24 protein-coding genes and 1 other RNA gene are annotated in these 23,413 nt (G+C 65.1%); 16 read left to right on the top strand and 9 right to left on the bottom strand.

Features of this window, described 5'->3' with window-relative positions; translation table 11 throughout:
- On the bottom strand, positions 1-760 hold a 760-nt coding region (locus QOJ24_RS03225), incomplete at its 3' end, for a GntR family transcriptional regulator (protein ID WP_526259037.1).
- Between the two features lie 121 nt (positions 761-881).
- Here QOJ24_RS03225 and QOJ24_RS03220 point away from each other — a divergent pair.
- On the top strand, positions 882-1,256 hold the full coding sequence (locus QOJ24_RS03220) for a hypothetical protein (protein WP_526259036.1): 375 nt from the start codon (positions 882-884) through the stop codon (positions 1,254-1,256).
- Here QOJ24_RS03220 and QOJ24_RS03215 read toward each other — a convergent pair.
- Complete coding sequence (locus QOJ24_RS03215; protein ID WP_526259034.1) at positions 1,253-2,515, bottom strand: HNH endonuclease; 1,263 nt, start codon at positions 2,513-2,515, stop codon at positions 1,253-1,255. The two genes, QOJ24_RS03220 and QOJ24_RS03215, sit on opposite strands and share 4 nt — an antisense overlap.
- Before the next feature lie 63 nt (positions 2,516-2,578).
- Here QOJ24_RS03215 and QOJ24_RS03210 point away from each other — a divergent pair, with 63 nt between their 5' ends.
- A complete protein-coding gene (locus QOJ24_RS03210; protein WP_526259032.1) occupies positions 2,579-2,983 on the top strand; it encodes a TIGR03618 family F420-dependent PPOX class oxidoreductase in 405 nt (134 codons plus the stop codon).
- A gap of 250 nt (positions 2,984-3,233) precedes the next feature.
- On the opposite strand, the gene QOJ24_RS03205 is transcribed toward QOJ24_RS03210, so the two are convergent.
- Positions 3,234-4,601, bottom strand: coding sequence for an FAD-dependent oxidoreductase (locus QOJ24_RS03205; RefSeq protein WP_526259030.1), 1,368 nt, complete (start codon positions 4,599-4,601; stop codon positions 3,234-3,236).
- Between the two features lie 148 nt (positions 4,602-4,749).
- Between QOJ24_RS03205 and prfB the strand changes: the two genes are divergently transcribed.
- From prfB to QOJ24_RS03170, 7 genes are read left to right on the top strand one after another with little or no spacing between them, the layout of a single operon-like run.
- Complete coding sequence (prfB, locus tag QOJ24_RS03200) at positions 4,750-5,865, top strand: peptide chain release factor 2 (protein ID WP_526259028.1); 1,116 nt, start codon at positions 4,750-4,752, stop codon at positions 5,863-5,865.
- Complete coding sequence (locus tag QOJ24_RS03195; RefSeq protein WP_526259026.1) at positions 5,855-6,835, top strand: mechanosensitive ion channel family protein; 981 nt, start codon at positions 5,855-5,857, stop codon at positions 6,833-6,835. Before prfB ends, QOJ24_RS03195 begins: the two co-directional genes overlap by 11 nt.
- The gene (locus tag QOJ24_RS03190) at positions 6,832-7,281 is read left to right on the top strand and encodes an Rv3103c family proline-rich protein (RefSeq protein ID WP_526259024.1); all 450 of its coding nucleotides are present in this window, start codon (positions 6,832-6,834) and stop codon (positions 7,279-7,281) included. Before QOJ24_RS03195 ends, QOJ24_RS03190 begins: the two co-directional genes overlap by 4 nt.
- Before the next feature lie 45 nt (positions 7,282-7,326).
- Complete coding sequence (gene ftsE / locus QOJ24_RS03185) at positions 7,327-8,016, top strand: cell division ATP-binding protein FtsE (protein ID WP_526259043.1); 690 nt, start codon at positions 7,327-7,329, stop codon at positions 8,014-8,016.
- On the top strand, positions 8,016-8,909 hold the full coding sequence (ftsX, locus tag QOJ24_RS03180) for a permease-like cell division protein FtsX (RefSeq protein ID WP_526259022.1): 894 nt from the start codon (positions 8,016-8,018) through the stop codon (positions 8,907-8,909). Before ftsE ends, ftsX begins: the two co-directional genes overlap by 1 nt.
- Positions 8,910-8,911: 2 nt before the next feature.
- Positions 8,912-9,406 (top strand): SsrA-binding protein SmpB, encoded by a 495-nt coding sequence (smpB, locus tag QOJ24_RS03175; RefSeq protein ID WP_526259020.1) that lies wholly within the window; start codon positions 8,912-8,914, stop codon positions 9,404-9,406.
- Positions 9,403-10,248, top strand: coding sequence for an EamA family transporter (locus QOJ24_RS03170; RefSeq protein ID WP_526259041.1), 846 nt, complete (start codon positions 9,403-9,405; stop codon positions 10,246-10,248). The genes smpB and QOJ24_RS03170 overlap by 4 nt, the downstream gene beginning before the upstream one ends.
- A 33-nt stretch (positions 10,249-10,281) precedes the next feature.
- Here QOJ24_RS03170 and QOJ24_RS03165 read toward each other — a convergent pair whose 3' ends face one another.
- On the bottom strand, positions 10,282-11,139 hold the full coding sequence (locus tag QOJ24_RS03165; protein ID WP_526259019.1) for a GAP family protein: 858 nt from the start codon (positions 11,137-11,139) through the stop codon (positions 10,282-10,284).
- Positions 11,140-11,224: 85 nt separating this feature from the next.
- On the opposite strand from QOJ24_RS03165, the gene QOJ24_RS03160 reads away from it, so the two are divergent.
- The 4 genes from QOJ24_RS03160 to ssrA all read left to right on the top strand — a co-directional run bounded on the left by QOJ24_RS03160 (position 11,225) and on the right by ssrA (position 16,643).
- Positions 11,225-13,474: a putative bifunctional diguanylate cyclase/phosphodiesterase gene (locus QOJ24_RS03160; protein WP_526259017.1), complete on the top strand. Its 2,250-nt coding sequence runs from the start codon at positions 11,225-11,227 to the stop codon at positions 13,472-13,474.
- Positions 13,475-13,520: 46 nt separating this feature from the next.
- Entirely contained in the window at positions 13,521-14,363 is an 843-nt protein-coding gene (locus tag QOJ24_RS03155; RefSeq protein WP_526259015.1) for a maleylpyruvate isomerase family mycothiol-dependent enzyme, read from the top strand.
- 114 nt (positions 14,364-14,477) lie between these two features.
- A complete protein-coding gene (locus QOJ24_RS03150; RefSeq protein WP_526259013.1) occupies positions 14,478-16,190 on the top strand; it encodes an ABC transporter substrate-binding protein in 1,713 nt (570 codons plus the stop codon).
- An 84-nt stretch (positions 16,191-16,274) separates the two neighbouring features.
- Positions 16,275-16,643, top strand: a transfer-messenger RNA (tmRNA) gene (gene ssrA, locus QOJ24_RS03145).
- Between the two features lie 67 nt (positions 16,644-16,710).
- Here the strand turns inward: ssrA and QOJ24_RS03140 are convergent.
- Complete coding sequence (locus QOJ24_RS03140) at positions 16,711-17,106, bottom strand: hypothetical protein (protein WP_526259011.1); 396 nt, start codon at positions 17,104-17,106, stop codon at positions 16,711-16,713.
- 171 nt (positions 17,107-17,277) lie between these two features.
- Entirely contained in the window at positions 17,278-18,321 is a 1,044-nt protein-coding gene (locus tag QOJ24_RS03135; protein WP_526259009.1) for a zinc-binding dehydrogenase, read from the bottom strand.
- A gap of 125 nt (positions 18,322-18,446) precedes the next feature.
- Between QOJ24_RS03135 and QOJ24_RS03130 the strand changes: the two genes are divergently transcribed.
- On the top strand, positions 18,447-19,088 hold the full coding sequence (locus QOJ24_RS03130; RefSeq protein ID WP_526259007.1) for a hypothetical protein: 642 nt from the start codon (positions 18,447-18,449) through the stop codon (positions 19,086-19,088).
- A 252-nt stretch (positions 19,089-19,340) separates the two neighbouring features.
- Here the strand turns inward: QOJ24_RS03130 and QOJ24_RS03125 are convergent, their stop codons facing one another.
- The 3 genes from QOJ24_RS03125 to QOJ24_RS03115 are packed head-to-tail and all read right to left on the bottom strand — an operon-like array spanning position 19,341 to position 21,381.
- Positions 19,341-20,558 carry an MFS transporter gene (locus tag QOJ24_RS03125; RefSeq protein WP_526259005.1) on the bottom strand — a complete coding sequence of 406 codons (1,218 nt, stop codon included), beginning with the start codon at positions 20,556-20,558 and terminating at the stop codon, positions 19,341-19,343.
- Positions 20,555-21,148, bottom strand: coding sequence for an NAD-dependent epimerase/dehydratase family protein (locus QOJ24_RS03120; RefSeq protein ID WP_526259004.1), 594 nt, complete (start codon positions 21,146-21,148; stop codon positions 20,555-20,557). The genes QOJ24_RS03125 and QOJ24_RS03120 overlap by 4 nt, the downstream gene beginning before the upstream one ends.
- A gap of 11 nt (positions 21,149-21,159) precedes the next feature.
- Positions 21,160-21,381, bottom strand: coding sequence for a hypothetical protein (locus QOJ24_RS03115; protein WP_526259002.1), 222 nt, complete (start codon positions 21,379-21,381; stop codon positions 21,160-21,162).
- Between the two features lie 67 nt (positions 21,382-21,448).
- Here QOJ24_RS03115 and pdxR point away from each other — a divergent pair, with 67 nt between their 5' ends.
- Together pdxR and QOJ24_RS03105 are read left to right on the top strand one after the other, a co-directional pair.
- Positions 21,449-22,882: a MocR-like pyridoxine biosynthesis transcription factor PdxR gene (pdxR, locus tag QOJ24_RS03110; protein ID WP_526259000.1), complete on the top strand. Its 1,434-nt coding sequence runs from the start codon at positions 21,449-21,451 to the stop codon at positions 22,880-22,882.
- A gap of 143 nt (positions 22,883-23,025) precedes the next feature.
- Positions 23,026-23,337, top strand: coding sequence for an FAD-dependent oxidoreductase (locus tag QOJ24_RS03105; protein ID WP_526258998.1), 312 nt, complete (start codon positions 23,026-23,028; stop codon positions 23,335-23,337).
- Positions 23,338-23,413 lie beyond the last annotated feature (76 nt).

Below are 23,413 nucleotides of genomic sequence, written 5' to 3'. Positions count from 1 at the left end.
CATCGGTTCGGTCGCGGCGGAGGCGCTGCACTGTGAGGCTGAAGACGCCGGGGACGTAGTGCTCTTGCGACATCAGGACTGGAACACCGCCCGCGGACCGTTCTGTCTGCTCGAGGCGCAGCAGGGGACTATTGCGCGGGCAGTCCAGCATCTTGGCCAGGCGAACGCTGGCGACAACCGGTGAGATCTCCGCGACGCCGCCCACTAGATGGACGCCGCATCGGCTTTCCAGGAACTGGTAGATCGATCCGCCGTCATAGGAAGGCGACCCCGCTGCCTCGAGGATGCTGAGTGGGATCACGTCGAAGCCGTGGGTTGCGGGCACTCCGTCGACGCGGATGAGGCGCTCGACTCTGAAGGCTTCGGCATCTTCGGGCAGCTCGAGAGCGGCGGTGATCCACGCCCTGATCGGCCCGACCTTCGCCTCCAAGACTTCGACATTGAGGTTGGCCTTGGCGGCCGTAACCGCTTCTGTGACTCCGATGTCGAGGTCGAGGACGCTGTGGACTCGTGTCCGCTTGGGCGTCACGAAGGTGCCGACACCATGAACGCGACGGATCAATCCGTCGCGCTCGAGCCCACTGAGTATCTCGCGCAGTGTCGGTCTGCTGATGCCGTAGCGCTTCGCGAAGTCCGGTTCGGACGGCAGCTTCTCGTTCGGCGCGTATGTGCCGTTCGTTATCTCGGTCGCGAGCTGCTGGCGCACCTCTTCGGAGAGCAACTGCCGCTGCTCGCGTCGTACGTCCGGGCCCTGAGCCACAGTTGTAAGATGTCAGACAACTTACGTGCTGTCAACGGATGCGACTCGAATCGGAATGTCACTGACACAAGAGCGAGGTCATCCGCGACCGAGGTCATAGCGGCAGCCCTACCATGGCCGTGTGTGGGAATTCGGCATGCTGGTGCTGCTCATCGGCGCGATTGCTCTAATCGCGGCCCCGTGGATCATGCGTCGTCGCGGTATGCGGGGCGGCCCAGGTGGGATGGCGCAGGGCAACCTTGTGGTCACAGGTGTCAGCCCACGGCCCGACGAGACCGGTCGGCAGTTCGTGACGATCACCGGAGTCATCAACGGTCCGACCGTCAACGAGCACGTGGTCTATCAGCGGCTCGAGGTGAATGTGAACGACTGGCCGACGATGGGACAGCTGTTCCCCGTCGTCTACGCGCCGAACAACCCGGATAAGTGGGCGTTCGCGCCGTCGGAGCCTCCGCCCGCCTCGGGGCCACCGATCAATCCGCCCCCCTATAGCTAGGCGGCGTTCTCGGCCATCGCGATGCCGATCCTGACTTCCAGCTTCGTCATTTCGATGTCGGGCAAGCCCGGTAGCGGCGGCGCCATCGATCTGTAGCGGTGCTTGGTCGGTGTCACGAATTGAGCTGTGTGCACACCACTTTCGTCGTTGCCTGCGGTGACCCGCCAGCCCGGCGATTCTTTGACGTAGTTGCAGCGTTCGCACTCGCCCAAACCGTTTTCGGCACTTGTCGGTCCGTCGCGGTGTCGAGGTTGGGCGTGATCGCGATGTCGGATCGGCGCATCGCAATACGGGGTGCGACAGGTGTGGTCGCGTAGCCCGATGAACATTGCCAACCCTTTGGGAAAGAACCGCGACCGCGACTCCATCGCTACCAACTGACCCGACTTCGGATGACGGTAGAGCCGTCGGAGCGTGCATCGTGACCGCTCGTCGGTGACCGCTTTGTGCACCAAGCCGCGCGCCACTGACGCCGGGATCGGCCCGTATCCGCTCACCTCGGCCGGCGTGTCATCGTCGCCCAGCAGTGTCTCGTCGGTGATCACCAGGTTCACCGCGATCGGCTCCGCCGCATCGACAGGTCCGCCGGTGACGCGCTCGAAAAACGTGTCGGCCATGACCTGGCCGCGCGAGCGTTCGTCGTAGGTAGTGTCGGCGGCCCGCCTGAGCGCGGCGTATGCACCGACACCCTTGGCGACAGGCAACAGCACAGTCACATAAGTCATCGTGTCCGGCGCCGGGCGGATCGTCACCGTGCGATCAGCCTCGGCCTTCGCCGCCCGGTCCACCACCGCCTGAGGATCGAGGCGGTAGGCGATCTTCTTGGCTTCAGCCTCGATGCGCTTGTCGCCCTTGCCGTCGAGGCCGGCGACATCGGCGCACATCTCGGCATCCAACGTCCGTCGGTCTTCCACGGTCAAGTAGGCCGATTCCCGCACGATCAGCGTCGCCCGCCATTCCGAGAGCGCCCCGCACTCCAGAGCGGCCAGCGTGTGGGGCATCTCGAACACCAACGCGGTGGCGAACCCCAGATGCCTGCCGCCGCGCGTCGGGGAGTCGCGTCGCGCCAACCCCACCTCGCTCGCGAGCCCACGGCATTGCTTGGCCCGCGGTACACCGGCGCCGGCCTCGGCGGTGCGGCGTTTCTCGGCCAGCACCGCTGTCAGCCGAGCCTGACCGGCAGCAGCCGCCGACTTCACTCGCTCCAGTCGGGCGATCTCGTCGATCAACCCGGCCTCGTCAGTGTCGATCTCGAACATGTGTTCGAATCTACGTCACCGCACCGACAAATACGCTGGAGACCAACACCCGGAAGGAACCGCATGCCCAAACCCCTGCCCGACGATCTGCTCGACCTACTCCGCAAGCCCAGCCCGTGCTTCGTGGCCACCGTCATGCCCGACGGCTCGCCGCAGCTGACGCAGACCTGGGTCACCACCGACGGCGAGCACGTCGTGGTCAACATCGTCGAGGGCCATCAGAAGGCGAGAAACCTCGCCCGCGATAGCCGAGTGGCCGTCAACATCGTCGACCCCGACAATGTGTTCCGCTACTACGCCGTCCGCGGCCGTGTCGTCGACATGACGACAGAGGGTGGCAGCGAAAGCATTGACGAGATCTCGCAGAAGTATCTCGGAATCCCGTACCCGAACTTCACCGGTCAACCAGAAACCCGCGTGGTGATCACCATCGCCGCGGACTCCGTGACGCCGCCTGCCCGCGACTGACTCATGGCTCGGCCGGCTTTGCCCCGGCCGCAGACCCCAGACGTTTCATGATCGCGTCGCGAACTGCATCTGCTCGCACGCCGATCGCGGAGAACATCTCCGGTTCTTCGACCAACCCGAGAACGATGTGCTCAGTACCTATATCCTCGCCGCCCCCGAATCTCGCTACCGCCACTGGCGAACATCTGCCGGCACGACACCCAGCGAGGCGAGCTGATGCGGTGAAGCGTTCGAACACGGGTAGCCGGAGTCAGCTGTGGGCGATCCGCAGCAGCTCGGCCACACTGGTCAACTTGACCCGTGGCCTGCCCCCTGTGCCACCGGCGCCGCGCTCGTGGTCGTCGATGAGCTTCCAGTGGTCGTCGGTGACGACCTTCGGCTGCCGCTCGACGAACCATTCCGCCAACACCTCTGAATGGTTCTCGGCGAAATCGGCCAGGTCCGCATCAGCCAAGTCGCCGACCAGCGTGTCGACGGTCTCCTGCGAGTCGCTCTTGTTGCTGCCGATCACGCCCGTCGGTCCGCGCTTGATCCAGCCGACCACGTATTCGTTGCGGCTGCCCTCGACTCGGCCCCTTGAGTGGGGGATGGTGCCGTTCTTGTCGTCGAACGGCAGTCCCGGTGTCGCCACCCCCCGGTAACCGACCGCACGGACCACCAACTGGGCGGGCACCTCTTCGCGCTCGCCGGTGTCCTTAGCCGAGACCCGGCCCGTGTCGTCGGCGACGAGTTCGTTGCGACCCAACACGATCGACTCGACCTTGCCGTCACCCTTGATCTCGATGGGCGACGTGCGGAACCGGAACACGATCCGCCGCTTGGCCCCCTTGGGTGCCGCGTCGGCGTACCCGCGCAACACCTTGATGTTGTTGCGGACGGTTTTGCCCGCAGCCTCGAGGTCTTCATCGCTGATGTCTTCGAAATCGGCGGGGTCGACGATCACGTCGACGTCACCGAGGCCCTCCAGGTGGCCGAGCTCGCGCAGCTCCAGTGTGGTGAACGGTGCCTGAAGCGGTCCGCGCCTACCGATGACGAGCACCTCCTCGACACCGCGGTCGTGCAGCACCTGCAGAGCGTGATCGGCGATATCGGTGGTACCCAGGACGTCCGGATCGGTGACGAGGATGCGGGCCACGTCGAGCGCGACATTGCCGTTGCCGACCACTACGGCCCTGCCGGTGGACAGGTCGGGTGCCATCTCCTCGAAGTGCGGGTGGGCGTTGTACCAGCCGACGAAGTCGACGGCGGCCACGCTGCCCGGCAGATCTTCGCCGGGGATGTTCAACGGGCGGTCGGACTGCGCGCCGACGGCATAGATCACCGCGTCGTAGCGGTCGGCCAGCTCGGTGGTCTGGACGTGCTCGCCGACGACGATGTTTCCGAAGAACCGGAACCTCGGATCGAGGGCAGTCTTCTCGAACTGGGCGCTGATCGATTTGATCTTCGGATGGTCGGGCGCAACGCCGGAGCGCACCAAGCCCCACGGAGTCGGCAGCATCTCGAGCATGTCGACTCGGACGTCGGCTTCGTCGTCGGAGTCCGCGAACTTCAGTAGTGACGCCGCGGCGAAATATCCGGACGGGCCGGAGCCGACGATCGCTATGTGGTACGGGCGCATTCGGTGACCCTCACTGTCGCTGCTCAGCGGCCCGCAAGGGGCTGTCGCATGGTCGCCGAGGCTCGTTTCCCCCACCTGATGCTAGAACGCGCACCCGCGCTGCTGCCGCTGGTCAGGAAGAACTCCCTGGCCGGTACCCTGAACTTCCGTGGATCCCGACCGTCAAGCCGATATCGCCGCACTCGACGCCACCCTCACGACGGTGGAGCGGGTGCTCGATGTCGACGGGCTCCGCGGCCGCATCGAGAAGCTGGAACACGAGGCATCCGACCCGAATCTCTGGGACGACCAAACCCGCGCCCAGAAGGTCACCAGTGAGCTTTCCCACACCCAAGGCGAGTTGCGCCGCGTCGAGGAGCTGCGCCAGCGCCTCGAAGATCTGCCGGTGCTCTACGAAATGGCCGCCGAGGAGGCCGGGGCGAGCGGCGACGACGCGCTGGCCGAGGCCGACGCCGAGTACAAGGCGCTGCACGAGGACATCGCGGCGATGGAGGTGCGCACCCTCCTCGCAGGCGAGTACGACGAGCGCGAGGCCTTGGTCAACATCCGTTCCGGTGCGGGCGGGGTGGACGCGGCGGATTGGGCCGAGATGCTGATGCGGATGTACATCCGCTGGGCGGAGCAACACAAGTACCCGGTCGAGGTGTTCGACACCTCCTACGCCGAGGAAGCAGGCATCAAGAGCGCGACGTTCGCGGTGCACGCCCCGTTCGCCTACGGCACGTTGTCGGTGGAGCAGGGCACCCACCGCTTGGTGCGCATCAGCCCGTTCGACAACCAGAGTCGACGCCAGACGTCCTTCGCCGAGGTCGAAGTGCTTCCCGTGGTGGATACCACCGACCACATCGAGATTCCCGATGCCGACGTGCGGGTCGACGTCTACCGATCCAGTGGTCCCGGTGGGCAGTCGGTGAACACCACCGACTCGGCGGTTCGACTCACGCACATCCCGACCGGTATCGTCGTCACTTGCCAGAACGAGAAGTCGCAATTGCAGAACAAGGTCTCGGCAATGCGGGTTCTCCAAGCAAAGCTGTTGGAACGCAAGCGTTTAGAAGAACGTGCTGAGTTGGATGCGTTGAAGGGTGACGGCGGCAGCTCGTGGGGCAACCAGATGCGCTCCTATGTTCTGCACCCGTACCAGATGGTCAAGGACCTGCGCACCGAATACGAAGTCGGAAATCCCGCAGCAGTACTGGACGGAGACATCGACGGGTTCCTTGAGGCCGGAATCCGTTGGCGCAACACAAACGATGACGAATAGCACCGTACTTGCATTGAATTTGGCCGATGGCTGGAGTGGTTTCTGGCGCGGCGATATCGGCGTCTGGCTTCTGGACCGCGGGGTGCGGATAGCCCTGCTGGTGATCGGCGGCCTGCTGGCCGCCCGGTTCATCAACTGGTTCGCCAACAGGGTCGTACGACGGATCGACGCCACATACCGGGAAAGCGACCAGTTGGTGCGCTCCGAGAGCACCAAACATCGCCAGGCCGTCGCATCAGTGATCTCGTGGGTATCGGTGGCGATACTGTTCGTGATCGTCGCGGTCGAGATCACCGACATCGTCGCGATCCCGGTCGGCTCGCTGGTGGCCCCGGCCGCGGTGCTCGGTGCCGCGCTCGGTTTCGGCGCGCAGCGCATCGTGCAGGACCTGCTGGCCGGCTTCTTCATCATCACCGAGAAGCAGTACGGCTTCGGCGATCTGGTGTCGCTGACGGTCGCCGGCATCGCCGCCCCGGCCGAGGGCACCGTCGAGGACGTCACGCTGCGGGTGACGAAGCTCCGATCCGCCGAAGGTGAGATGTTCACCATCCCCAACGGGCAGATCGTCAAGACGCTGAACCTGTCCAAGGACTGGGCACGCGCGGTCGTCGACATCCCCGTGCCGACATCGGCGGACCTCAATGCCGTCAATGACGTCCTGCACGACGTCGCGGAACGGGCCGTCGAGGATCCGGCTTTGAAGGATCTGCTCCTCGATGCCCCACAGATGATGGGCGTGGAGAGCATCGAGCTGGACACCGTCAACCTGCGGATGGTTGCGCGTACCTTGCCGGGCAAGCAGTACGAGGTGGGCCGTCGGCTCCGCGTTCTCGTGGTTCGGGCTCTGCGCCGGGCAGGCATCGTCGCGTCCGACGGAAACGTCCCGATGGTCGCCGCGATCCCGCATTCGTCGGAGGTGTCCGCAGGCGAGGGAGCGGAGACGCAGGCCGCGCCGGAGCAGAAGCAATGACGTCGTGGTTCAAGACGAAGCTCGGCGGCCGCTTTCGGCTGTCGACCTTAGTGCTCATCGCAGCGTTCGTTGCGCTGTTCTGGGTGCAGCAGTCCGTCCAGCCCCAGCCAACACCGGAGGCACCCGTTCCCGCCGTCGTCCCGCCCGGCTTCGTTCCCGACCCGAACTACACCTGGGTGCCGCGCACACAGGTCCGGCGGCCGAAGGAGCCGGAGTACACGACCACCACCACCGCTCCGACGACGACGACCGAGACAACGACACCGGCGCCGCAGGACACCACGACGAGCCCGACATCGCCGAGCCCGACGACGACGGTGGTCGATCCAGATGGCCCCGGTGGCCCGCTCGGACCGCAGACGCTGATACAGACCCCGACCGTAACGGCGCCGCCCGCCACGCCCGCCCCTGGCGCGGTGCCCGCCACGCCAGAAGCGCCGAGATAGCTCGGCGGAGCCTGCCTTGTCCCACCGCTACACTGGCGAGCCGTGATGATCACGCTCGACAACGTCAGCAAGCTGTACAAGTCCTCTGCGCGTCCCGCGCTGGACAATGTCTCGCTATCGATCGACAAAGGTGAGTTCGTGTTTCTCATCGGTCCTTCGGGTTCGGGCAAGTCGACGTTCATGCGATTGCTGCTCGCCGAGGACTCGCCGACCAAGGGTGACGTGCGGGTGTCGAAGTTTCACGTCAACAAGCTGCCCGGCAGGCACGTCCCCAGCCTGCGGCAGGTCATCGGTTGTGTTTTCCAGGACTTCCGGCTGCTCCAGCAGAAGTCGGTCTTCGAGAACGTGGCATTCGCCCTCGAGGTGATCGGCAAGCGGCGTGACGTGATCAACCGCGTGGTGCCCGATGTGCTGGAGATGGTCGGTCTTTCCGGTAAGGCGAACCGGCTACCGGGCGAGCTTTCCGGCGGCGAGCAGCAGCGCGTCGCGATCGCACGTGCCTTCGTCAACCGCCCACTGGTGCTTCTGGCCGACGAGCCGACGGGAAACCTTGATCCCGAGACCAGCAAGGACATCATGGATCTGCTCGAGCGCATCAACCGCACCGGGACGACGGTTCTGATGGCCACCCACGACCACCACATCGTCGACTCGATGCGTCAGCGCGTTGTCGAGCTCAGCCTGGGCAGGCTCGTCCGTGACGAGCAGCGCGGCATCTACGGAATGGATCGCTAGTGCGCTTCGGCTTCCTGGTCAACGAGGTTTGGAACGGTCTTCGTCGCAACGTCACCATGACGATCGCGATGATTCTGACCACCGCGATCTCCATCGGGCTGTTCGGTGGCGGCCTGCTGGTGGTGCGGCTTGCCGACAACTCCCGCGCCATTTACCTGGACCGGGTCGAAAGCCAGGTCTTCCTGACCAACGATGTCTCGGCCAACGACCCGACCTGCGACGCCGATCCATGCAAGGAGCTGCGACAGAGGATCGAGGACCGTGACGACGTGCGCTCCGTGCGGTTCCTCAATCGCGACGATGCCTACAACGACGCGATCAAGAAGTTCCCGCAGTACAAGGATGTCGCGGGCAAGGACGCGTTTCCCGCATCGTTTGTCGTCAAGCTGGACAATCCAGAACAGCACAAGGACTTCGACGATTCGATCGCAGGGCAGCCGGGCGTACTCAACGTGCTGAACCAGAAGGACTTGATCGACAGGCTCTTCGCGGTGCTCGACGGGCTGTCGAACGCGGCCTTCGCGGTGGCGCTCGTGCAGGCCGTTGGGGCGATTCTGTTGATAGCCAACATGGTTCAGGTCGCCGCCTACACGCGCAGAACCGAAGTGGGAATCATGCGGCTGGTCGGCGCAAGCCGCTGGTATACCCAGCTGCCGTTCCTGGTGGAAGCCTGTTTGGCCGCCTTCATCGGAGTGGTCATTTCGATCGTCGGCTTGATCATCGTGCGCGCGCTGTTTCTGGAGAACGCGCTCAACCAGTTCTATGAAGCCAATCTCATTGCGAGAGTGGACTATGCCGACATCCTCTACATTGCCCCGGTGCTGATATTCGTCGGTGTCGTGATGGCCGGCATCACGGCTTATGCGACCTTGCGTCTCTACGTCCGAAGATAGCCGTGGCCAAGAAAGCGGACCCGACGAGGTCAAGCAACAACCGGGTGGTCGCGACCAACCGTAAAGCGCGACACAACTATTCGATCCTCGAGACGTTCGAGGCCGGGGTTGCACTGATGGGCACCGAGGTTAAAAGTCTGCGCGACGGCCAGGCTTCGTTGGCCGACGCCTTCGCGACCGTCGACGACGGCGAGATTTGGTTGCGGAACCTGCACATCCCGGAATATCACCACGGCAGCTGGACCAATCACACACCGCGGCGCAACCGCAAATTGTTGTTGCACCGCAAACAGATCGACATGCTGGTCGGCAAGATCCGGGACGGGAACCTGACGCTGGTGCCGCTGTCGCTGTATTTCTCCGACGGCAAGGTCAAGGTGGAGCTCGCGCTGGCCCGCGGTAAGCAGGCGCACGACAAGCGCCAAGACATCGCACGTCGAGACGCGCAACGCGAGGTGACCCGTGAGCTGGGTAGGCGCGCCAAGGGCATGAGCTGATCGGGATCGCCCTCGCGCTGGCTTCGGCGTTCGGGTACGGCATCAGCGATTTCGTCGGCGGAATCGCATCACGCCGTGTTGCGGCACTGCGCGTGGTGCTGGTGTCCTACCCGGTCGCGTTGGTGCTGCTGTTGGGGCTGGCGCTGATCGTCGGCGGGGACATCTCCGGCGACGCGATGTTCTGGGGCGGCCTGTGCGGCGTCTCCCAGGCGTTCGGCATCTGGTGGTTCTACGCCGCGTTGGGCGCGGGTCCGATCGCGGTGGTGTCACCGCTGACGGCGATTCTGGTCGCCGGCATCCCGGTCGGCGTGGGCCTGGCGCTGGGGGAGCGGCCCGGAGCCGTCGCAGGCGCCGGCGTCGTGCTCGCTCTGGTCGCTGTCGTCCTGGTGAGCCGCGAGGTGACCGACGAGGATGTCGCCCCGCACCGGTTCACCAGGAAGGTGGCCTGGCTGACAGTGGGCTCAGGCGTGGCGTTCGGGCTGAACTTCGTGCTGATCGCCCAGGCGCCGCCCGAGGCGGAGCTCTGGCCGTTGGTGTTTGCGCGGCTGGCGGCCAGCCTGCTCGTGGTCGTCATCGCGGTGGTGACGGGAAATGTCCGGATACCGAGCGGAACACCGCTGAGGTTGGCGCTGCTGGCGGCGGTACTCGACGTTGGGGCGAACATCGCGATGCTGTTGGCGCTTCATGCGTCTCTGTTGTCGCTGGCCGGCGTGCTGATGTCGCTGTATCCGGCGGCGACGGTACTGCTTGCCATCGGGGTGCTGCGGGAGAGGGTCACCCGGTGGCAGGCCGCCGGCATGGTGCTGGCCCTTGCGGCCGTCGCCATGATTGCCGCCGGTTAGTCGCTTCGCCGGGGCAGTGCCGGGCAACGCGCCTCACAGGCTGCCGATGCCGTTGACTATCAGCAAGGCGGCCACGACGGCGATGATGACGGCGATGAGCTGCCTGCGTCGGGGGAGCACCCAATCATGCACCCGCAGCATGACCGTTTGAGTACGGTCCGGTGCGACAAGCGCGCTGACGAGCGGGATCTCGGCGAACGCCAGAGCCACGACGTGGTAGACGGCCAACGCAACGACCTGTGTGCCCGCCGGGGCGCCCGAGGCGAGGATGGCCGCCAGCGCGGCGATGAACTGTAGTGGTGTCGCAAGCCAGGCGCCTGCGACAAACGCCACCCACAGCGATCCGCCCTGCATCGCAACGCCCGCGCGCGTCGTGAGCCGCGACCAGGCGCCCGGGGTCGACGGCACCACCGCCGGTGGCTGCGTCTCAACGTCGGGTACCGCCACCCTGGTCCCCCGTCGGCTCGGGAACCGCACCGCGATCATCGTGGCCAACAGGAAGGCGAGCACGCCGATGGTCACCTGGACCAGCCCGACGGTCGAGGTGGCGGTCGTCGACTCCAGGTCCTTGATGTAGTCCAGCGCGAGGTCATGCAGGAGCAACAGCACACTAAGTCCAACGCCGAATCCCATGGCCAGGCCGCCGAGCCAGAACGCGAGCAGTTGGAGCATGGGCCGTGGACGCGAGATCACGAGGATGGTGATGCCGATTCTCAGCGGGTCGGCCATCGCCGCCAAGGCCATCACCAGCACCGCGCCCCACACGACGGGGACGCTACCCCGCGGCGGCGGGTGGCGCTCCGTGGCGCCAACCAGGCCGCCGTGAGTTTGCTCCGCACCCACCGGATGCGGCAACAGGTGAACTGAGGCCACCTCTTGATAGGGCATCATGGCAGATAACAGTTGCCAGACAGCGCGACGAGGAAGAGGTCAGGTGAGGGTCACGGGCAGCCGGCTCCGGCTTGGTTTGTTTGCCGTGGTATTCGCGTTGCTCTGCGTCAATGCGCTTGCGGTTTGGGGCCAGCAAGCGGCCCAGGTGGTGTTCACAGCACTGCAGGCGACCATCGGCCTGGCGGCCATCGTGTGCGCATTTGTGGTCGCGCGCCGCAAACGCGGCCTGGCCAGGTCATGGCGGCTGGCGGTGGTCGCGGCCTTCGTTGGTTCGCTGGTCGGCGACCTGCTCTGGTATGCGGGCCGCGCAACCGTCGAAGGCACGGCACCGCCCCTTGCCGTAGCGACCTATTTCCTGCCCCCACTGCTCACCCTGGTCATCACCGTGCTTCTGGTGCGCTCCGGTGGACCCATTCCCCGAGGGCGCGGTGCGGCACGCGGTTCGCGCGTCATCATGGTCCTGGACGGGCTGATATCGACCATCACGTTCTCGCTTTTGGTGCTGATCTCCGGCTTCGGCGACAAGACCGGCGCAGTCCTGCCCCGGTCGGACAACACCGCCGTGCTTGTCGTCTATGCGTCGCTCGAACTCGTCGTCGTGGTGACCGCGATGCTCACCATGATCGCCTACCGCCAGGACCGCGCCTATCGGGCGAACTACCTCCTGCTGGCCGCCGGTGTGATCACCATCGCCTCGTCGGACCGGATGGTGACCTATTTTCGTACCGTCGGCATTGAGGGCGGCCACCTCTGGGGCAGCATCGGGTTCGTTCTCGGCCAACTGCTGATCGTGTACGCCGTGCTGGATCTGCCGGCGTATCCGGTATCGAAGCGAGCACGAGACGCCGTCGACTGGGTGCAGCTCGCGCTGCCCTACGTCGGGTTTCTCGGAATGGCGGTGCTGTACTCCTTCCATCTCTATATGGGAAAGCGGCTGAGCGGATTCGAGCTGAGCGCTGCGGTGGTGCTGGTGATGCTGGTTGCCGTTCGGCAGATGATCGCCATGCGCTCACAACGACAGCTGACTGAGCGGCTGTACGACGCGCAGGGCCGCCTCGCCCATCAGGTGCACCATGACTCGTTGACCGGACTGCCCAACCGACTGCTGTTCGGGCAGCGTCTCGACGACGCGATCGGCGCTGGACCGTTCGTACTGATCTTCGTCGACCTCGACGACTTCAAGGAGGTCAACGACCGCTTCGGCCATGCCGGCGGCGACGAACTGCTGCGCGCGGTTGGCGAGCGACTTCAGCGCTGCATCGGCGACGCCGACACGCTGGCGCGCATCGGCGGCGACGAGTTCGCGATCCTGATCGACGGTGAATTGGAGGCGCCCGAGGTGGTCGCGGACCGCATTCGGGTCGCCCTGCGCGATCCGTTCGCGATACACGGTTCCTCGATCCGCGTCCGCGCCAGCATGGGACTGGTTCGTCCCGAACTCAGTGAGCCGCCGCCGACATCTGACGATCTGCTCCGGCAGGCCGACGTCTCGATGTACGCGGGCAAGCGGGTCGGCAAGGACACCGCGGTGATCTATCGGCCGTCACTCGGCGTCTCGACGGACTTTCCGACCGCGCTTCGACAAGCCAAGGGCGGCGTACCAGCCGGCTTCAGCCTGGCTTACCAGCCTGTGGTCCAGCTTCCCGACAGCACGCCCGTCGCGATCGAGGCACTCGCGCGGTGGACTGCGCCCAACGGAGCCGACATCCAACCCGACGCGTTCGTCGCCGCGGCGGAAGCCGCCGGTCTTGGCGCCGCGCTTGACGCCATGGTGCTGGATCTGGCCTGCACGGAGCTCGAGTCGGCAGGCGGGGACCTCGTTCTGCACGTCAACATCGGTGCAGCGCGGCTGGGCAGCCCGGAATTCGAGCGGCAGGTCCGAGAAACGCTCGACCGTTGCGGACTGACGCCGAGCCAGCTCGTTCTGGAGATCACCGAGACGGTGCCAGTGGTCGATCTGGCCGACGCAGCCGCGCAGATCGCCCGCCTGAACGAGATGGGGATCACCGTCGCGTTGGACGACTTCGGTGCGGGATACAGCTCGCTGACCTATCTGCACGCGCTGCCCGTGCAGATCATAAAACTGGATCGCGGTTTGGCGGTCGGCCCGGAGCCGGCTCGGATCGAAACGCTGTACCGCTCGGTCATCAGGCTGTGCGACTCGCTCGGCATCGAGGTCATCGCCGAAGGCATCGAGTCGACGGCGCAAGCCGACACGGTTTTCGCCGCAGGCTGCCGGTTGGCGCAGGGCCACCTGTTCGGGCGGGCGGTGCCGATCTCCGATGTCCAATTTCACCGACCGACGGTTTCCGTGCCTCAACACTCCGGGGATTAGCGGCAGTTCGCGGTCGCTCGTACGCGGGGAGCGGTACCGTCGGCCCGTGAACAGCCCCCCGCGGCCGGTGACCCGGCTAGACAAATCCGAGGTACTGAGCGGACTTTTCGCCAGCTGGGACGCGATCGACCGGGCCGTCGACGACTTGCCCGACGATGCCTGGGACACGGCGACGTCGCTGCCGGGCTGGACCGTGCACGATGTCGTCGCGCACGTGACCGGCACCGAGTCGATGTTGCAGGGCGCAGGCACTCCGGAAGCGGACATCGACGTGTCGACGCTCCAGCACGTCCGCAACGACATCGGCGTGCTGAACGAACGCTGGGTGCGCAAGCTGCGGGGCCTTCCGCATGCGGATCTGCTGGAGCGCTTCCGCGCGACGACGGCGCAGCGCCGCGAGGCGCTGTCTGCAATGGGGGAAGGGCAGTGGCACGAGCTGACTGCCACGCCGGCGGGACCGGACAGCTACGGCAGGTTCATGCGCGTGCGGATCTTCGACTGCTGGATGCATGAGCACGACGTCCGTGAAGCCGTCGGGCGCTCGACTAATGACGGAGCCTTCGCCGGGGCGGACTCCCGATTGGCGCTCGACGAGATCGCGGCGAGCATGGGCTTCGTCGTCGGCAAGCTCGGCGGGGCACCCGAAGGGTCGCGGATACGGCTCGAATTGACCGGCCCGCTGTCGCGCACCATCAACGTGGCCGTCGATCAGCGCGCCCGGGTGGTCGACGAACTCGACGCAGAACCGACGGCGACGATCAGCCTCGACGGTCTGCTCTTCACCCGACTCGCAGGCGGTCGCACGGCCGTCGATCACGACGCCATCACCTACACCGGCAATCAGACGGTCGGCAGGCGGATCGTCGAGCACGTGAACTACGTGATCTAAGCGAGCAATTTTCCACATCTTTGCGGACGCTCTGAATTTGAGATCTTTTCCCACGACTATCGTGCTAACTTCGTTTGCTGGCTGAATGTCAGCTGTGAACTCACCGGGGGAAACATGAAGATTCAAGGCAGGCGTTGGGCGCTGGCCGCAGTTACGGCGGCACTGGTCGTGGCGGGCTGCTCGCCCGGTGACAAATCCGAACCCGGAGACTCCGCGCCCCCGAAGCCTGCGGACTCGATCACCCGCATCAAGGACAAGGGCGTGACCGCCAAGGGCGGCACTGTCTATGTGTTGAATTCCGCCGACTTCGCGTCGCTGGACCCTGTGAACAATTACATGACCGATTCCAGTGAGGTTGGTCGGCTCATGAATCGGACGCTGACGTTCGTCAAAGACACCCCTGGCGAGGACCTCTCGGTGCAACCCGACCTGGCCGAGTCGTTAGGCGACTCTAGTGACGGCGGCAAGACATGGACCTACAAGCTGCGCGAGGGCTTGAAATACGAGGATGGCAAACCGATCACCGCAGCCGACGTGAAGTACGGGGTTCAGCGTTCATTTGCGCAGGACGTGTACGACATGGGCGCGACGTACATGGTCGACCTGCTGGCGAATGAGACCGACTACGCCGGGCCTTACGCGACGCCCGAGAAGGACCTGACCTCCGTCGAAACGCCCGACGACCGCACGCTGGTGTTCCATTTCAAGGGGCCGCAAGCCGATGCGGACTGGATGCTGTCGCAGATGTATACCGCGCCGGTCCCCAAGGCCGCTGATATCAAGCAGGCCTACGCAGACCGCCCCCTCGCGTCGGGGCCGTACAAGATCGAGAAATATACGCGCGACGAATCGCTGGTCCTAGTCCGCAATGATCAGTGGGACCCCGCTACCGACCCGAATCGACCGGCGTATCCCGACCGGTTCGAATTCTCCGTCGGTACTGGCGGCGATGCCACCAAACGCCTGCTCGCGTCGAAAGGCGACGACGCGTATGCCGTGACCCTCAACACGTCGCTGTTGGAAGCGCCGAAACTCGACGATCCGTCGGTTGACGCGCGGTTCATCAACGGGCCGGGACCTTGTGTCGATTACTTGGCGATGAACACACAAAAAATCACCGACCCGGATGTACGCCACGCAGTCGCCCTCGCGGCCGACCGGCTGAGCATTCAGCAAGCATACGGAGGCGATCTGTTTGGCACGATCGCCGATTCGATCAACCCGCCGACAGTTGTTGGCTTCTCGGCTCCGGATCTCGGCCTGAAGCCGCAGGGCGATGCGGAGGCTGCCAAAAAGCTCTTGGCGGGCAAGGCCGTTCCCCCATTGCGTCTGGCGATCACCGCGGAAGGGCGGTTGTTCAAGGTCACCAGCGGCTTGCTCAAGAAGAATCTGAACGCTGTGGGTATCGACGTGACCATTGACGAATACAAAACGGACGACGAGTACGCCGCTGCCATCGAAGGTGATGACCCACCGGGCCTTTCGTTCGAAGGGTGGTGTGCGGACTGGCCGACACCGGCTACGGTCGTCCCCGCGGTGTTTGGTCCCGATCCTGACGGCAAGACGTACGGATCGAGCAACATCACCCGGTATTACGACCCCGCGACGGCGAAGGAAATGCAGGACCTGTTGTCGTCGACCGAACCCGCATCCGCCGTCACCACCAAGTTGATCGATCTCGGCAACAAAATTCAGACGTCGGCTTGGCCGCTGTTGCCGACAATCCTGAACAACACCCCGGAGGTCGTCGGCGCCAACCTGACCAACGCAGGCATCTCACCGCTCTTCGGAGTGTTCGACCTCAACACCGTCGCGGTGAAGAAGTGATGTATCTGGGACTATTTAAGCCCTGGCCATTGTTACTGTCACCGCTAGAATGAAATGTCCTGCCGAAAGTCGGTAGGGATGCGAGGGGCTGAACGGTTTCGACTTCGCGCATCGAATCAAGGGAAGCGTGCCGGTGCAGGCAAGAGACCACCGTAAGCGTCATTGCAACCAATTAAGCGCCGATTCTAATCAGCGCGACTACGCACTCGCTGCCTAAGCGACTGCGTGTCTGTCAGACCGGGAGCGCCCTCGGCCCGGACCCTGGCATCAGCTAGAGGGACAAACCGCTCAGTCCGGTCGCGGGACTGGGTGGGACATCAAACAGCGACTGGGATCGTCATCCTGACTTGTTCGCGTGATCAGGAGATCCAAGTAGAGACATAGCGAACTGCGCACGGAGAAGCCTCGAGGAAGTGCCGTAGGACCCGGGTTCGATTCCCGGCAGCTCCACAAGATAGAAGCAGGTCAGGACATTTAGTCCTGACCTGCTTCTTTTTAGGCACGGGCTTGGCGCACTTTCCTAGCCGTGGCTGCCCGGTCCGTATTCGCCGAAGAAGTGGCATCCGATCGGGTTGGTTGCGCAGTAAGAACCCGGTTCAGGTGCTGGGGCTGGCGGAGGCGGCGTCCGCACGGGTTCCGAACCGATCCATATATGGCTGTCCATCGGTTCGCCGGTGTTGCCATCCGTGATGGAGACGTTGCCTTCACCGAACGGGACGTACCAATAGTCGTGGCAGACATTCGGGTCCCAACCGAACTGTGCCAACGGCCCTAACGGCACAGGTTGTCCTGGACACCACGTTCCGACGGGATGCTCGGCGGCGGCAGAGCCGGCGCCCAGCCCCAATCCGGCCGCAGCGATGGCGCCTGAGGTCAACGCCCCGACAACGATGTGCCTCATCTTGGTGGTGTGCATGTTCTTTCCTGCGTCCGTCGCGGCCTCCGGGGCTACGAATGATCTGGTGTGCGGTAGCTGATATTTGACGCATCGGCCAATATTCCCTGGTGCTGCAACGCAATCGAACTCCACCAGCGTTGCTACCGATCCCAATAACGAGATATCGAGGGTTCGACTGGGCCGACACCCTTAGGTGCGCCGCGGGTCGATCAAGGTGACGCCAACGGGCGCGGCAGTGTCGAGCGATGGCAACAGACGCGCACCTTCGGTCAGCCCTACTACTTGTTCGACCAGTGTCTGCGGGCGCAACGCACCCGCTTCGATCAGACGCAGCATGCTGGGATAGTCCGCGCTGGCCATGCCATGACTGCCGAGAATGTCCAGTTCCCAAGCGATTACCCGCTCCATCGGCACCGCAGGGTGCCCGCTAACGCTGGGTAGCAGCCCGACCTGAACATGACGTCCTCGGCGTCGCAGGCTGTAGATGGCGTCCGCGCATGTGGCTGCGGTGCCGACCGCGTCGACCGCGACGTGGCTGCCACCGCCGGTGAGCTCGTGCACCTGGGCGACCACATCGCGACCATCGGCGAGGACGGAGTGCTCTGCCCCCAGGCTCCGCGCCAAGTCCAGAGCTGCGGGGGTGCGGTCGACTGCCACAACCCTGGCGCCTGCGGCGACTGCGATCTGCACGGCGCTCAGGCCCACGCCGCCGACCCCGACAACCGTGATCCACTCGTCGCGGCGTATGCCCGCTCGGGCCGTCAGCGCGCGGTAGGCGGTAGCGAACCGGCAGCCAAGTGCAGCCGCCGCGGCATCTCCAATGACATCGGAGACGGCGACCAAGTTGGTATCAGCAGAATGCAGGGCCACGTACTCGGCGAAGGAGCCCCAGTGCGTGAAACCCGGCTGGGTCTGGTTCGGACACACCTGAGCCTGACCGTTCACGCACCACTGGCAGGCGCCGCAGCCGCACACGAAAGGTGTCGTGACTCGGTCGCCGACCGCCCATCGTCGTACGTCGGCGCCCACCGCAGCTACGACGCCGACCAACTCGTGACCTGGAACGTGGGGGAGATGTACGCCGTTGTCGTGCCCGGCCCACGCATGCCAGTCACTGCGACAAAGACCGGTACTGTGCACCTTCACGACAACGCCCGCGGGTGATGGTGCCGGATCGGCGACCGTCCGGACGTCTACAGAACCACCGAACTCGTCAAAGACGACCGCGCGCATGGCATCAAGTCTGCTCGCATATAGCGCGGCTCAGGTTGTTGACATTGTCAAACGCGAGGAGCGGGGCCCTTGCTGTGTCCAGCGTTGTCACCCGGTTCTTGTGCAAGCTCTGACACTCTGTGCGGGTGGATCTGATGTGGGGTGTCGTCGCTCTGACGGTCGCGACGTTGACGGTGCTGCTGGCGCTGCGACGGTTCCTCATGGTGGGAAGCGCGTTGGTGTTCTCCCGCTATGTCGCAGTCGGCGGGTTGGTGGCGTTCTCCACGGACCGTCACGACTCCACCGACCCTCACTGCGGCGGCGCCTACGGCGTGCGGTTCGAGGTGGGCGGGCCCGGGGTCTTCCACAACGTCTCGGTGCACCTGTTCGGTGTGCCGGAATCGGACCACGGCACCGAGTTGCAACGCCCCGCGGTGCGGCACACCATGGCCGCCGGTGACGTTCCGATCGAGTGGACCTTCCGGCTTCCCGGCGAAGCGGCAGAGCGGGCGTGGGTGATGGTGACGTGGGTCCGGCCTTATCTGCAGGGCGTCGAATCGGAGGCGCTTGCGCAGTGGCTGCTGACCGGCCGCCTCTACGAATGGCGGTGGTATTCCGATACGACCCGTTACGTGCGGACGGTGATTCGGTTTCTTGCCCGACGGTGGTCGATGCCGGCAGGTGAGTCGATGCGCGAGTTGCCGCTGTACGGGCGGTGGCGGCGCACCTCATCGAACACAAGCGCCGATCTGTTGGGTCCCGCTACCCGCCCGCCGCCGATGGTCTGAAATGGGCCCTTCTGCCACTCCGTCCACCGCGCCTCTCTCGGCTTCTCTTCTCCTGGGCACCAGGTGGGCCGGCCTGGGCGGCACCCGCTAGCCCCAAAGCGGACCAGACCCAAACCGCGAAGGGCGAAGGCGGCCAAAGCTATTCAGCAATTGCTCGCTTCAGGATCTGCGTGGTGTTCACGGTGTTTCCTTATTTCGTCGCGCATCCGAAACTGGCGGTCCCGTGGATGGAAGTGGACACCGCCGCCGTTGCTACCGATCTCGACATCGCGAGCTTGCGCTGCCCAGGTTCCGCTGCGCCCGGAGGCCGACGAGCGCCAAGAGCACACTCAGTGTGGTGTACCAAAAGACCGTCGGCACCAGGCCAATCCGACTCTCGAGCTGGCCGGCGACGACGACAGGCACTCCGAAAGCGAGGTAGCAGACGAGGTAGATGCTGGCGACGACGCCCGCCCGTTGATGCGCCGGTGCAAGCGGTAAGACCAGCCGCAGGGATGCGGTGAAAGACGCACCGAACCCCACACCGGCGACGCCTTGTCCGGCGATCATGATTGCCACGCTTCCGGCGCAGACGCCACTGATGATGCCGACGGCCCCGAGGACGGATGCGTAGATGCCGACAATCATCGAGCGGCGGGGGTCCAGGCGGACGAACATGAGCCCGACCGCAGCCGACATTGCCGGCGCGATGAACCCCGACAATCCGTTGAGCAGGCCGCTGTTCAGCAGGAAGACACTGCGCACCAAGCTCGGGGCGATCCCGCCCGATAGGCCTGAGAGCATCCAGACTGCGGCGATCACGGGCACTGCAGCCGTGAACTCCCTTCGCGTAGCGGGTGGGATGGCGACGCGGGGGACCAGGGAGCCGAGCGCACCGGGCACCGGCGGCGCGCTCTCTGGTGACATGGCGACGACGACGATTCCCAGGACCGTCATGATGGCGAGAACGGTGAAGACGATGGCATTCGCGTCAGTCGTGAATTGGATCGCAAGGCCCGTCAGCAAGGATCCGACTCCGAGCCCCCCGGTCAGGCCGACGCTGCCAAGGATCGTGGCCAGCCTCTTGCGATTCGGCGGGGCGAGTTCGACAAGCGCCGCGGTGAAAGCAGTTGTTGCTGAGCCGGTGGCAAAACCCTGCACGATCCGACCCGCGATCACCCACCCGATGTCAGGCGCCAGCAGGAACATGACGTTAGATGCGAGCTGAATGATGAGTGCTCCTAGTAGAACTGGGCGACGGCCGACGTGGTCGGAGAGCGATCCCATCGTGAGAACGGCGGCGAGGAATCCGATCGCGAAAACCGCGAACGCGACCGTGAGAATCGCTGCGGGCAGGTCCCACTTTTCCCGGTAGTCGACCAGCAGCGGCATCAGCGCGCCTGCCGCGAGATACAGACTCGTGAACGTGATTGCCGCACCCGCCATCGCCAATCCCGCGGGGAGGGCGCGGCGACTGAGCGAGTGGGTCATTCGACGACGGTCAAGATGCCCGAGGGGGCGTCGAGCGCTTCGAGCGTCCGAGCTGCAGCGGTGTCGATGTGCACGCGTGGCGCCGGAGGCAGTTCACCCTCGAAGTAGGTGTCGGGCCCGTAGAGCAGGCCATAGCGCAGGATGACGCCGCTGGCCGCGAGCACAGCTCGCTCGAGTGAGGCGACCGCATCGGCTTCCAGCCCGGGCCCCATCGTCCATGCAACGCTCTGCGCCACAACCTTCGTCGGGCCCACGCCTTTCAACGCGTCGAGCAGATTGCGGGTGCCTTCCACGCGAATGCGGGCATTGAGGCGCGAATCCTCCGGCAGGTTTTCCAGCGCGTCGGGAAGGTCGGTCAGCTCGTGTAGTAGTACGTCGGGCGTGAACCCACGAACGGCGCTGAAGAGGCCCGAACGATCAAAGACATCGCAGACGATCGGTTGGGCGCCGAGGGCAGCGAGCCGGTCGGCTTTCCCGGCCGACCTCGTCATTGCGCCGACGATGTAGCCGGCATCAACCAGTAGCGGCACCAGGCGGCTGCCAAGGACTCCGGATGCACCCGCGAGAAAAACGCGGCGTGAACTTGTCATCACCTTGTCTTTCAGTGGGCGCCGAGTAGATACGGCATGGTCCCTTGGGGAATCAAACTGACGTCGGGCGCCAGGTTGGTGATCTCGACGTTGCCGTCCGATCGGCACGTCATTCCTGGGCCGTTCCCGACGCAGGTCTTTGGGAGGGCCGTGGCCGTGGGTGCGGTCACGATCGCGACAGCGGCGACGCCCGCCGCCAGCAGCGGTGTGACAAATGTCAGTTTGATTCGCATGATGGTGCTCCTTGTCGATTGGTTCCGACGCTACGGGCTAAGTGGCCTAGGCGTATGGTCCATTTCCATGACAGATGACTGGGCCACTTTCGTCGGTAAGCCGCCTCTGGTGTCCGGCACTGACCTGCATCTGGATCTCATCGGGCCCGGGATGCGCGTAGGGCTCATGAATGCTTTGCGCGAGGCCGTGCGCACAGGACGTCTGGTGCCCGGGACCCGGCTGCCGTCGACCCGCTCGCTCGCCGCCGACCTCGGCGTCGCCCGCAACACCGTGGCCGACGCGTATGCCGAACTCATTGCCGAGGGATGGCTGACAGCTCGGCAGGGGTCCGGGACCCGGGTTGCCGGGCGGGCCGCGCCACGCCGGGTCACGAATGCCGCTGCCGCAGCGAGAGCCCCGCTCCGTCTCACTTACGGCCTGCTGCCGGGGTCGCCGAACCTTGCGGAGTTTCCTCGCACACAGTGGCTTACCGCAGCCCGTCGCGCTTTGACCGCGGCGCCGCACGACGCCTTCGGCTACGGAGACGCACTCGGCCGCCTCGAGCTGCGTACCGTGCTTGCGGAATATCTGGCGCGGGCCCGCGGTGTCTACGCCGAGCCGGAGCGCATCATCATCTGCTCGGGATTCCACCACGGCCTGATGCTGACGGCACAGGCACTACGGGCGCGGCGGGTACGTGCCGTAGCTGTTGAGTCGTACGGTTTCGACGTCTATCGTGATCTGCTGACCGACGCCGGCCTGCGCACGCCACCTGTCTACGTCGACGAAAGTGGCGCGCGCACCGGCGATTTGGCACGAATGAACGGAGTAGGCGCGGTTCTTCTGACACCGGCTCACCAGTATCCGACGGGAGTCGAGCTGCGACCAGACCGGCGCGCGACGGCGGTCGACTGGGCGCGTGCCACCGGCGGACTGATCTTGGAGGACGACTACGACGGGGAGTTCAGATACGACCGCCAGCCGGTAGGCGCGCTACAGGGGCTTGACCCGGAGAGAGTGGTGTACTTCGGCTCGGCGAGTAAGTCTCTGGCGCCGGGTCTCCGACTCGCCTGGATGGTGGTGCCCGAGGGACTGGTGCCCGACATCGTGGCGGCCAAAGGGTACGTCGAATGGTCAAGCACGCTCGACCAGTTGACGCTTGCGGAATTCATCGCGTCGGGCGCGTACGACCGGCATGTGCGCTCGATGCGGCTGCGCTACCGGCGCCGCCGCGACGAGTTGGTAGCGGCACTTGCGCAGAGAGCCCCTGGTATTCGTGTGACCGGCATGGCCGCTGGGTTGCAAGCGGTTGTCGAACTCCCACGCGGCACTGAGCGCTCGGTCGTGCAGTCGGCGGCCCGAGAAGGGCTGGCGGTCAGCGGAATGGCGGAGTTTCGCTACGAAGAGGCGGACTCCGAGTGGCGATTGTCGGAGCAGGATGCGCTGGTAATCGGATACGCGGCTCCCTCGGACAGTGCTTGGGCGGGGACCCTCGATGCACTGTGCAAGGTGATGCCATAGATGGCATTGCTGAACCGACGGCACGCGTAGGCGAGCGTTTGACACCGTCGGCCCTCAACAGAACCAGAAGTGCCCTACTTTTGGGCAGCGGCTACGGCTTCGCGTTCGACCGGCCGCACGTGGGTGGCGAAGGAGCAGGCGAGATGCGGGTTGTCATTATCGGGGGTGGCCTTGCCGGAGTGTCTGCGGCACTGCACGCCGCCGAGTTGGGCGCAGAGGTCACGCTGATCGAGCGGGGGCGCGTCGGCGGCACCGCGTTCAACAGCGGTCCCGCGCCGGTGCGGACACTGGCCAACGCGCAGCGGGTGGCCGCCTACCTCCATGAGCGCAAGCGCATCGCCGGCCACATTCGGTCCGCCGGGGTCACCTCGTTGAAGAGGCCGGCGACGTCCGCTTCGTCGACGCCCACACCCTTGCCGCGGCCGACGGCCGCACGTGGACGGCGGATCGGGTGATCATCGCCGTCGGCGGCAGGGCAGGGCGGGGCGGCTACCCATCCCTGGGGCCGAGCTCGGCCTGACCTACGAGGAC

This window comes from Mycobacterium sp., from assembly GCF_032159775.1.
In the GTDB taxonomy this organism is placed as follows: Bacteria; Actinomycetota; Actinomycetes; order Mycobacteriales; family Mycobacteriaceae; genus Mycobacterium.
Note: the sequence above shows the minus strand (reverse complement) of the source record. Positions and strands in the feature narration are given on the sequence as shown.

What these genes read in the sequence shown, in the direction of transcription:
- QOJ24_RS03215 (WP_526259034.1), bottom strand. Translation starts at nt 2,515, where the DNA reads ATGTTCGAGATCGACACTGACGAGGCCGGGTTGATCGACGAGATCGCC.
- QOJ24_RS03210 (WP_526259032.1), top strand. Translation starts at nt 2,579, where the DNA reads ATGCCCAAACCCCTGCCCGACGATCTGCTCGACCTACTCCGCAAGCCC.
- QOJ24_RS03205 (WP_526259030.1), bottom strand. Translation starts at nt 4,601, where the DNA reads ATGCGCCCGTACCACATAGCGATCGTCGGCTCCGGCCCGTCCGGATAT.
- QOJ24_RS03195 (WP_526259026.1), top strand. Translation starts at nt 5,855, where the DNA reads ATGACGAATAGCACCGTACTTGCATTGAATTTGGCCGATGGCTGGAGT.
- QOJ24_RS03190 (WP_526259024.1), top strand. Translation starts at nt 6,832, where the DNA reads ATGACGTCGTGGTTCAAGACGAAGCTCGGCGGCCGCTTTCGGCTGTCG.
- ftsE (WP_526259043.1), top strand. Translation starts at nt 7,327, where the DNA reads ATGATCACGCTCGACAACGTCAGCAAGCTGTACAAGTCCTCTGCGCGT.
- QOJ24_RS03165 (WP_526259019.1), bottom strand. Translation starts at nt 11,139, where the DNA reads ATGATGCCCTATCAAGAGGTGGCCTCAGTTCACCTGTTGCCGCATCCG.
- QOJ24_RS03150 (WP_526259013.1), top strand. Translation starts at nt 14,478, where the DNA reads ATGAAGATTCAAGGCAGGCGTTGGGCGCTGGCCGCAGTTACGGCGGCA.
- QOJ24_RS03140 (WP_526259011.1), bottom strand. Translation starts at nt 17,106, where the DNA reads ATGCACACCACCAAGATGAGGCACATCGTTGTCGGGGCGTTGACCTCA.
- QOJ24_RS03135 (WP_526259009.1), bottom strand. Translation starts at nt 18,321, where the DNA reads ATGCGCGCGGTCGTCTTTGACGAGTTCGGTGGTTCTGTAGACGTCCGG.
- QOJ24_RS03125 (WP_526259005.1), bottom strand. Translation starts at nt 20,558, where the DNA reads ATGACCCACTCGCTCAGTCGCCGCGCCCTCCCCGCGGGATTGGCGATG.
- QOJ24_RS03120 (WP_526259004.1), bottom strand. Translation starts at nt 21,148, where the DNA reads ATGACAAGTTCACGCCGCGTTTTTCTCGCGGGTGCATCCGGAGTCCTT.
- QOJ24_RS03115 (WP_526259002.1), bottom strand. Translation starts at nt 21,381, where the DNA reads ATGCGAATCAAACTGACATTTGTCACACCGCTGCTGGCGGCGGGCGTC.
- pdxR (WP_526259000.1), top strand. Translation starts at nt 21,449, where the DNA reads ATGACAGATGACTGGGCCACTTTCGTCGGTAAGCCGCCTCTGGTGTCC.
- QOJ24_RS03105 (WP_526258998.1), top strand. Translation starts at nt 23,026, where the DNA reads ATGCGGGTTGTCATTATCGGGGGTGGCCTTGCCGGAGTGTCTGCGGCA.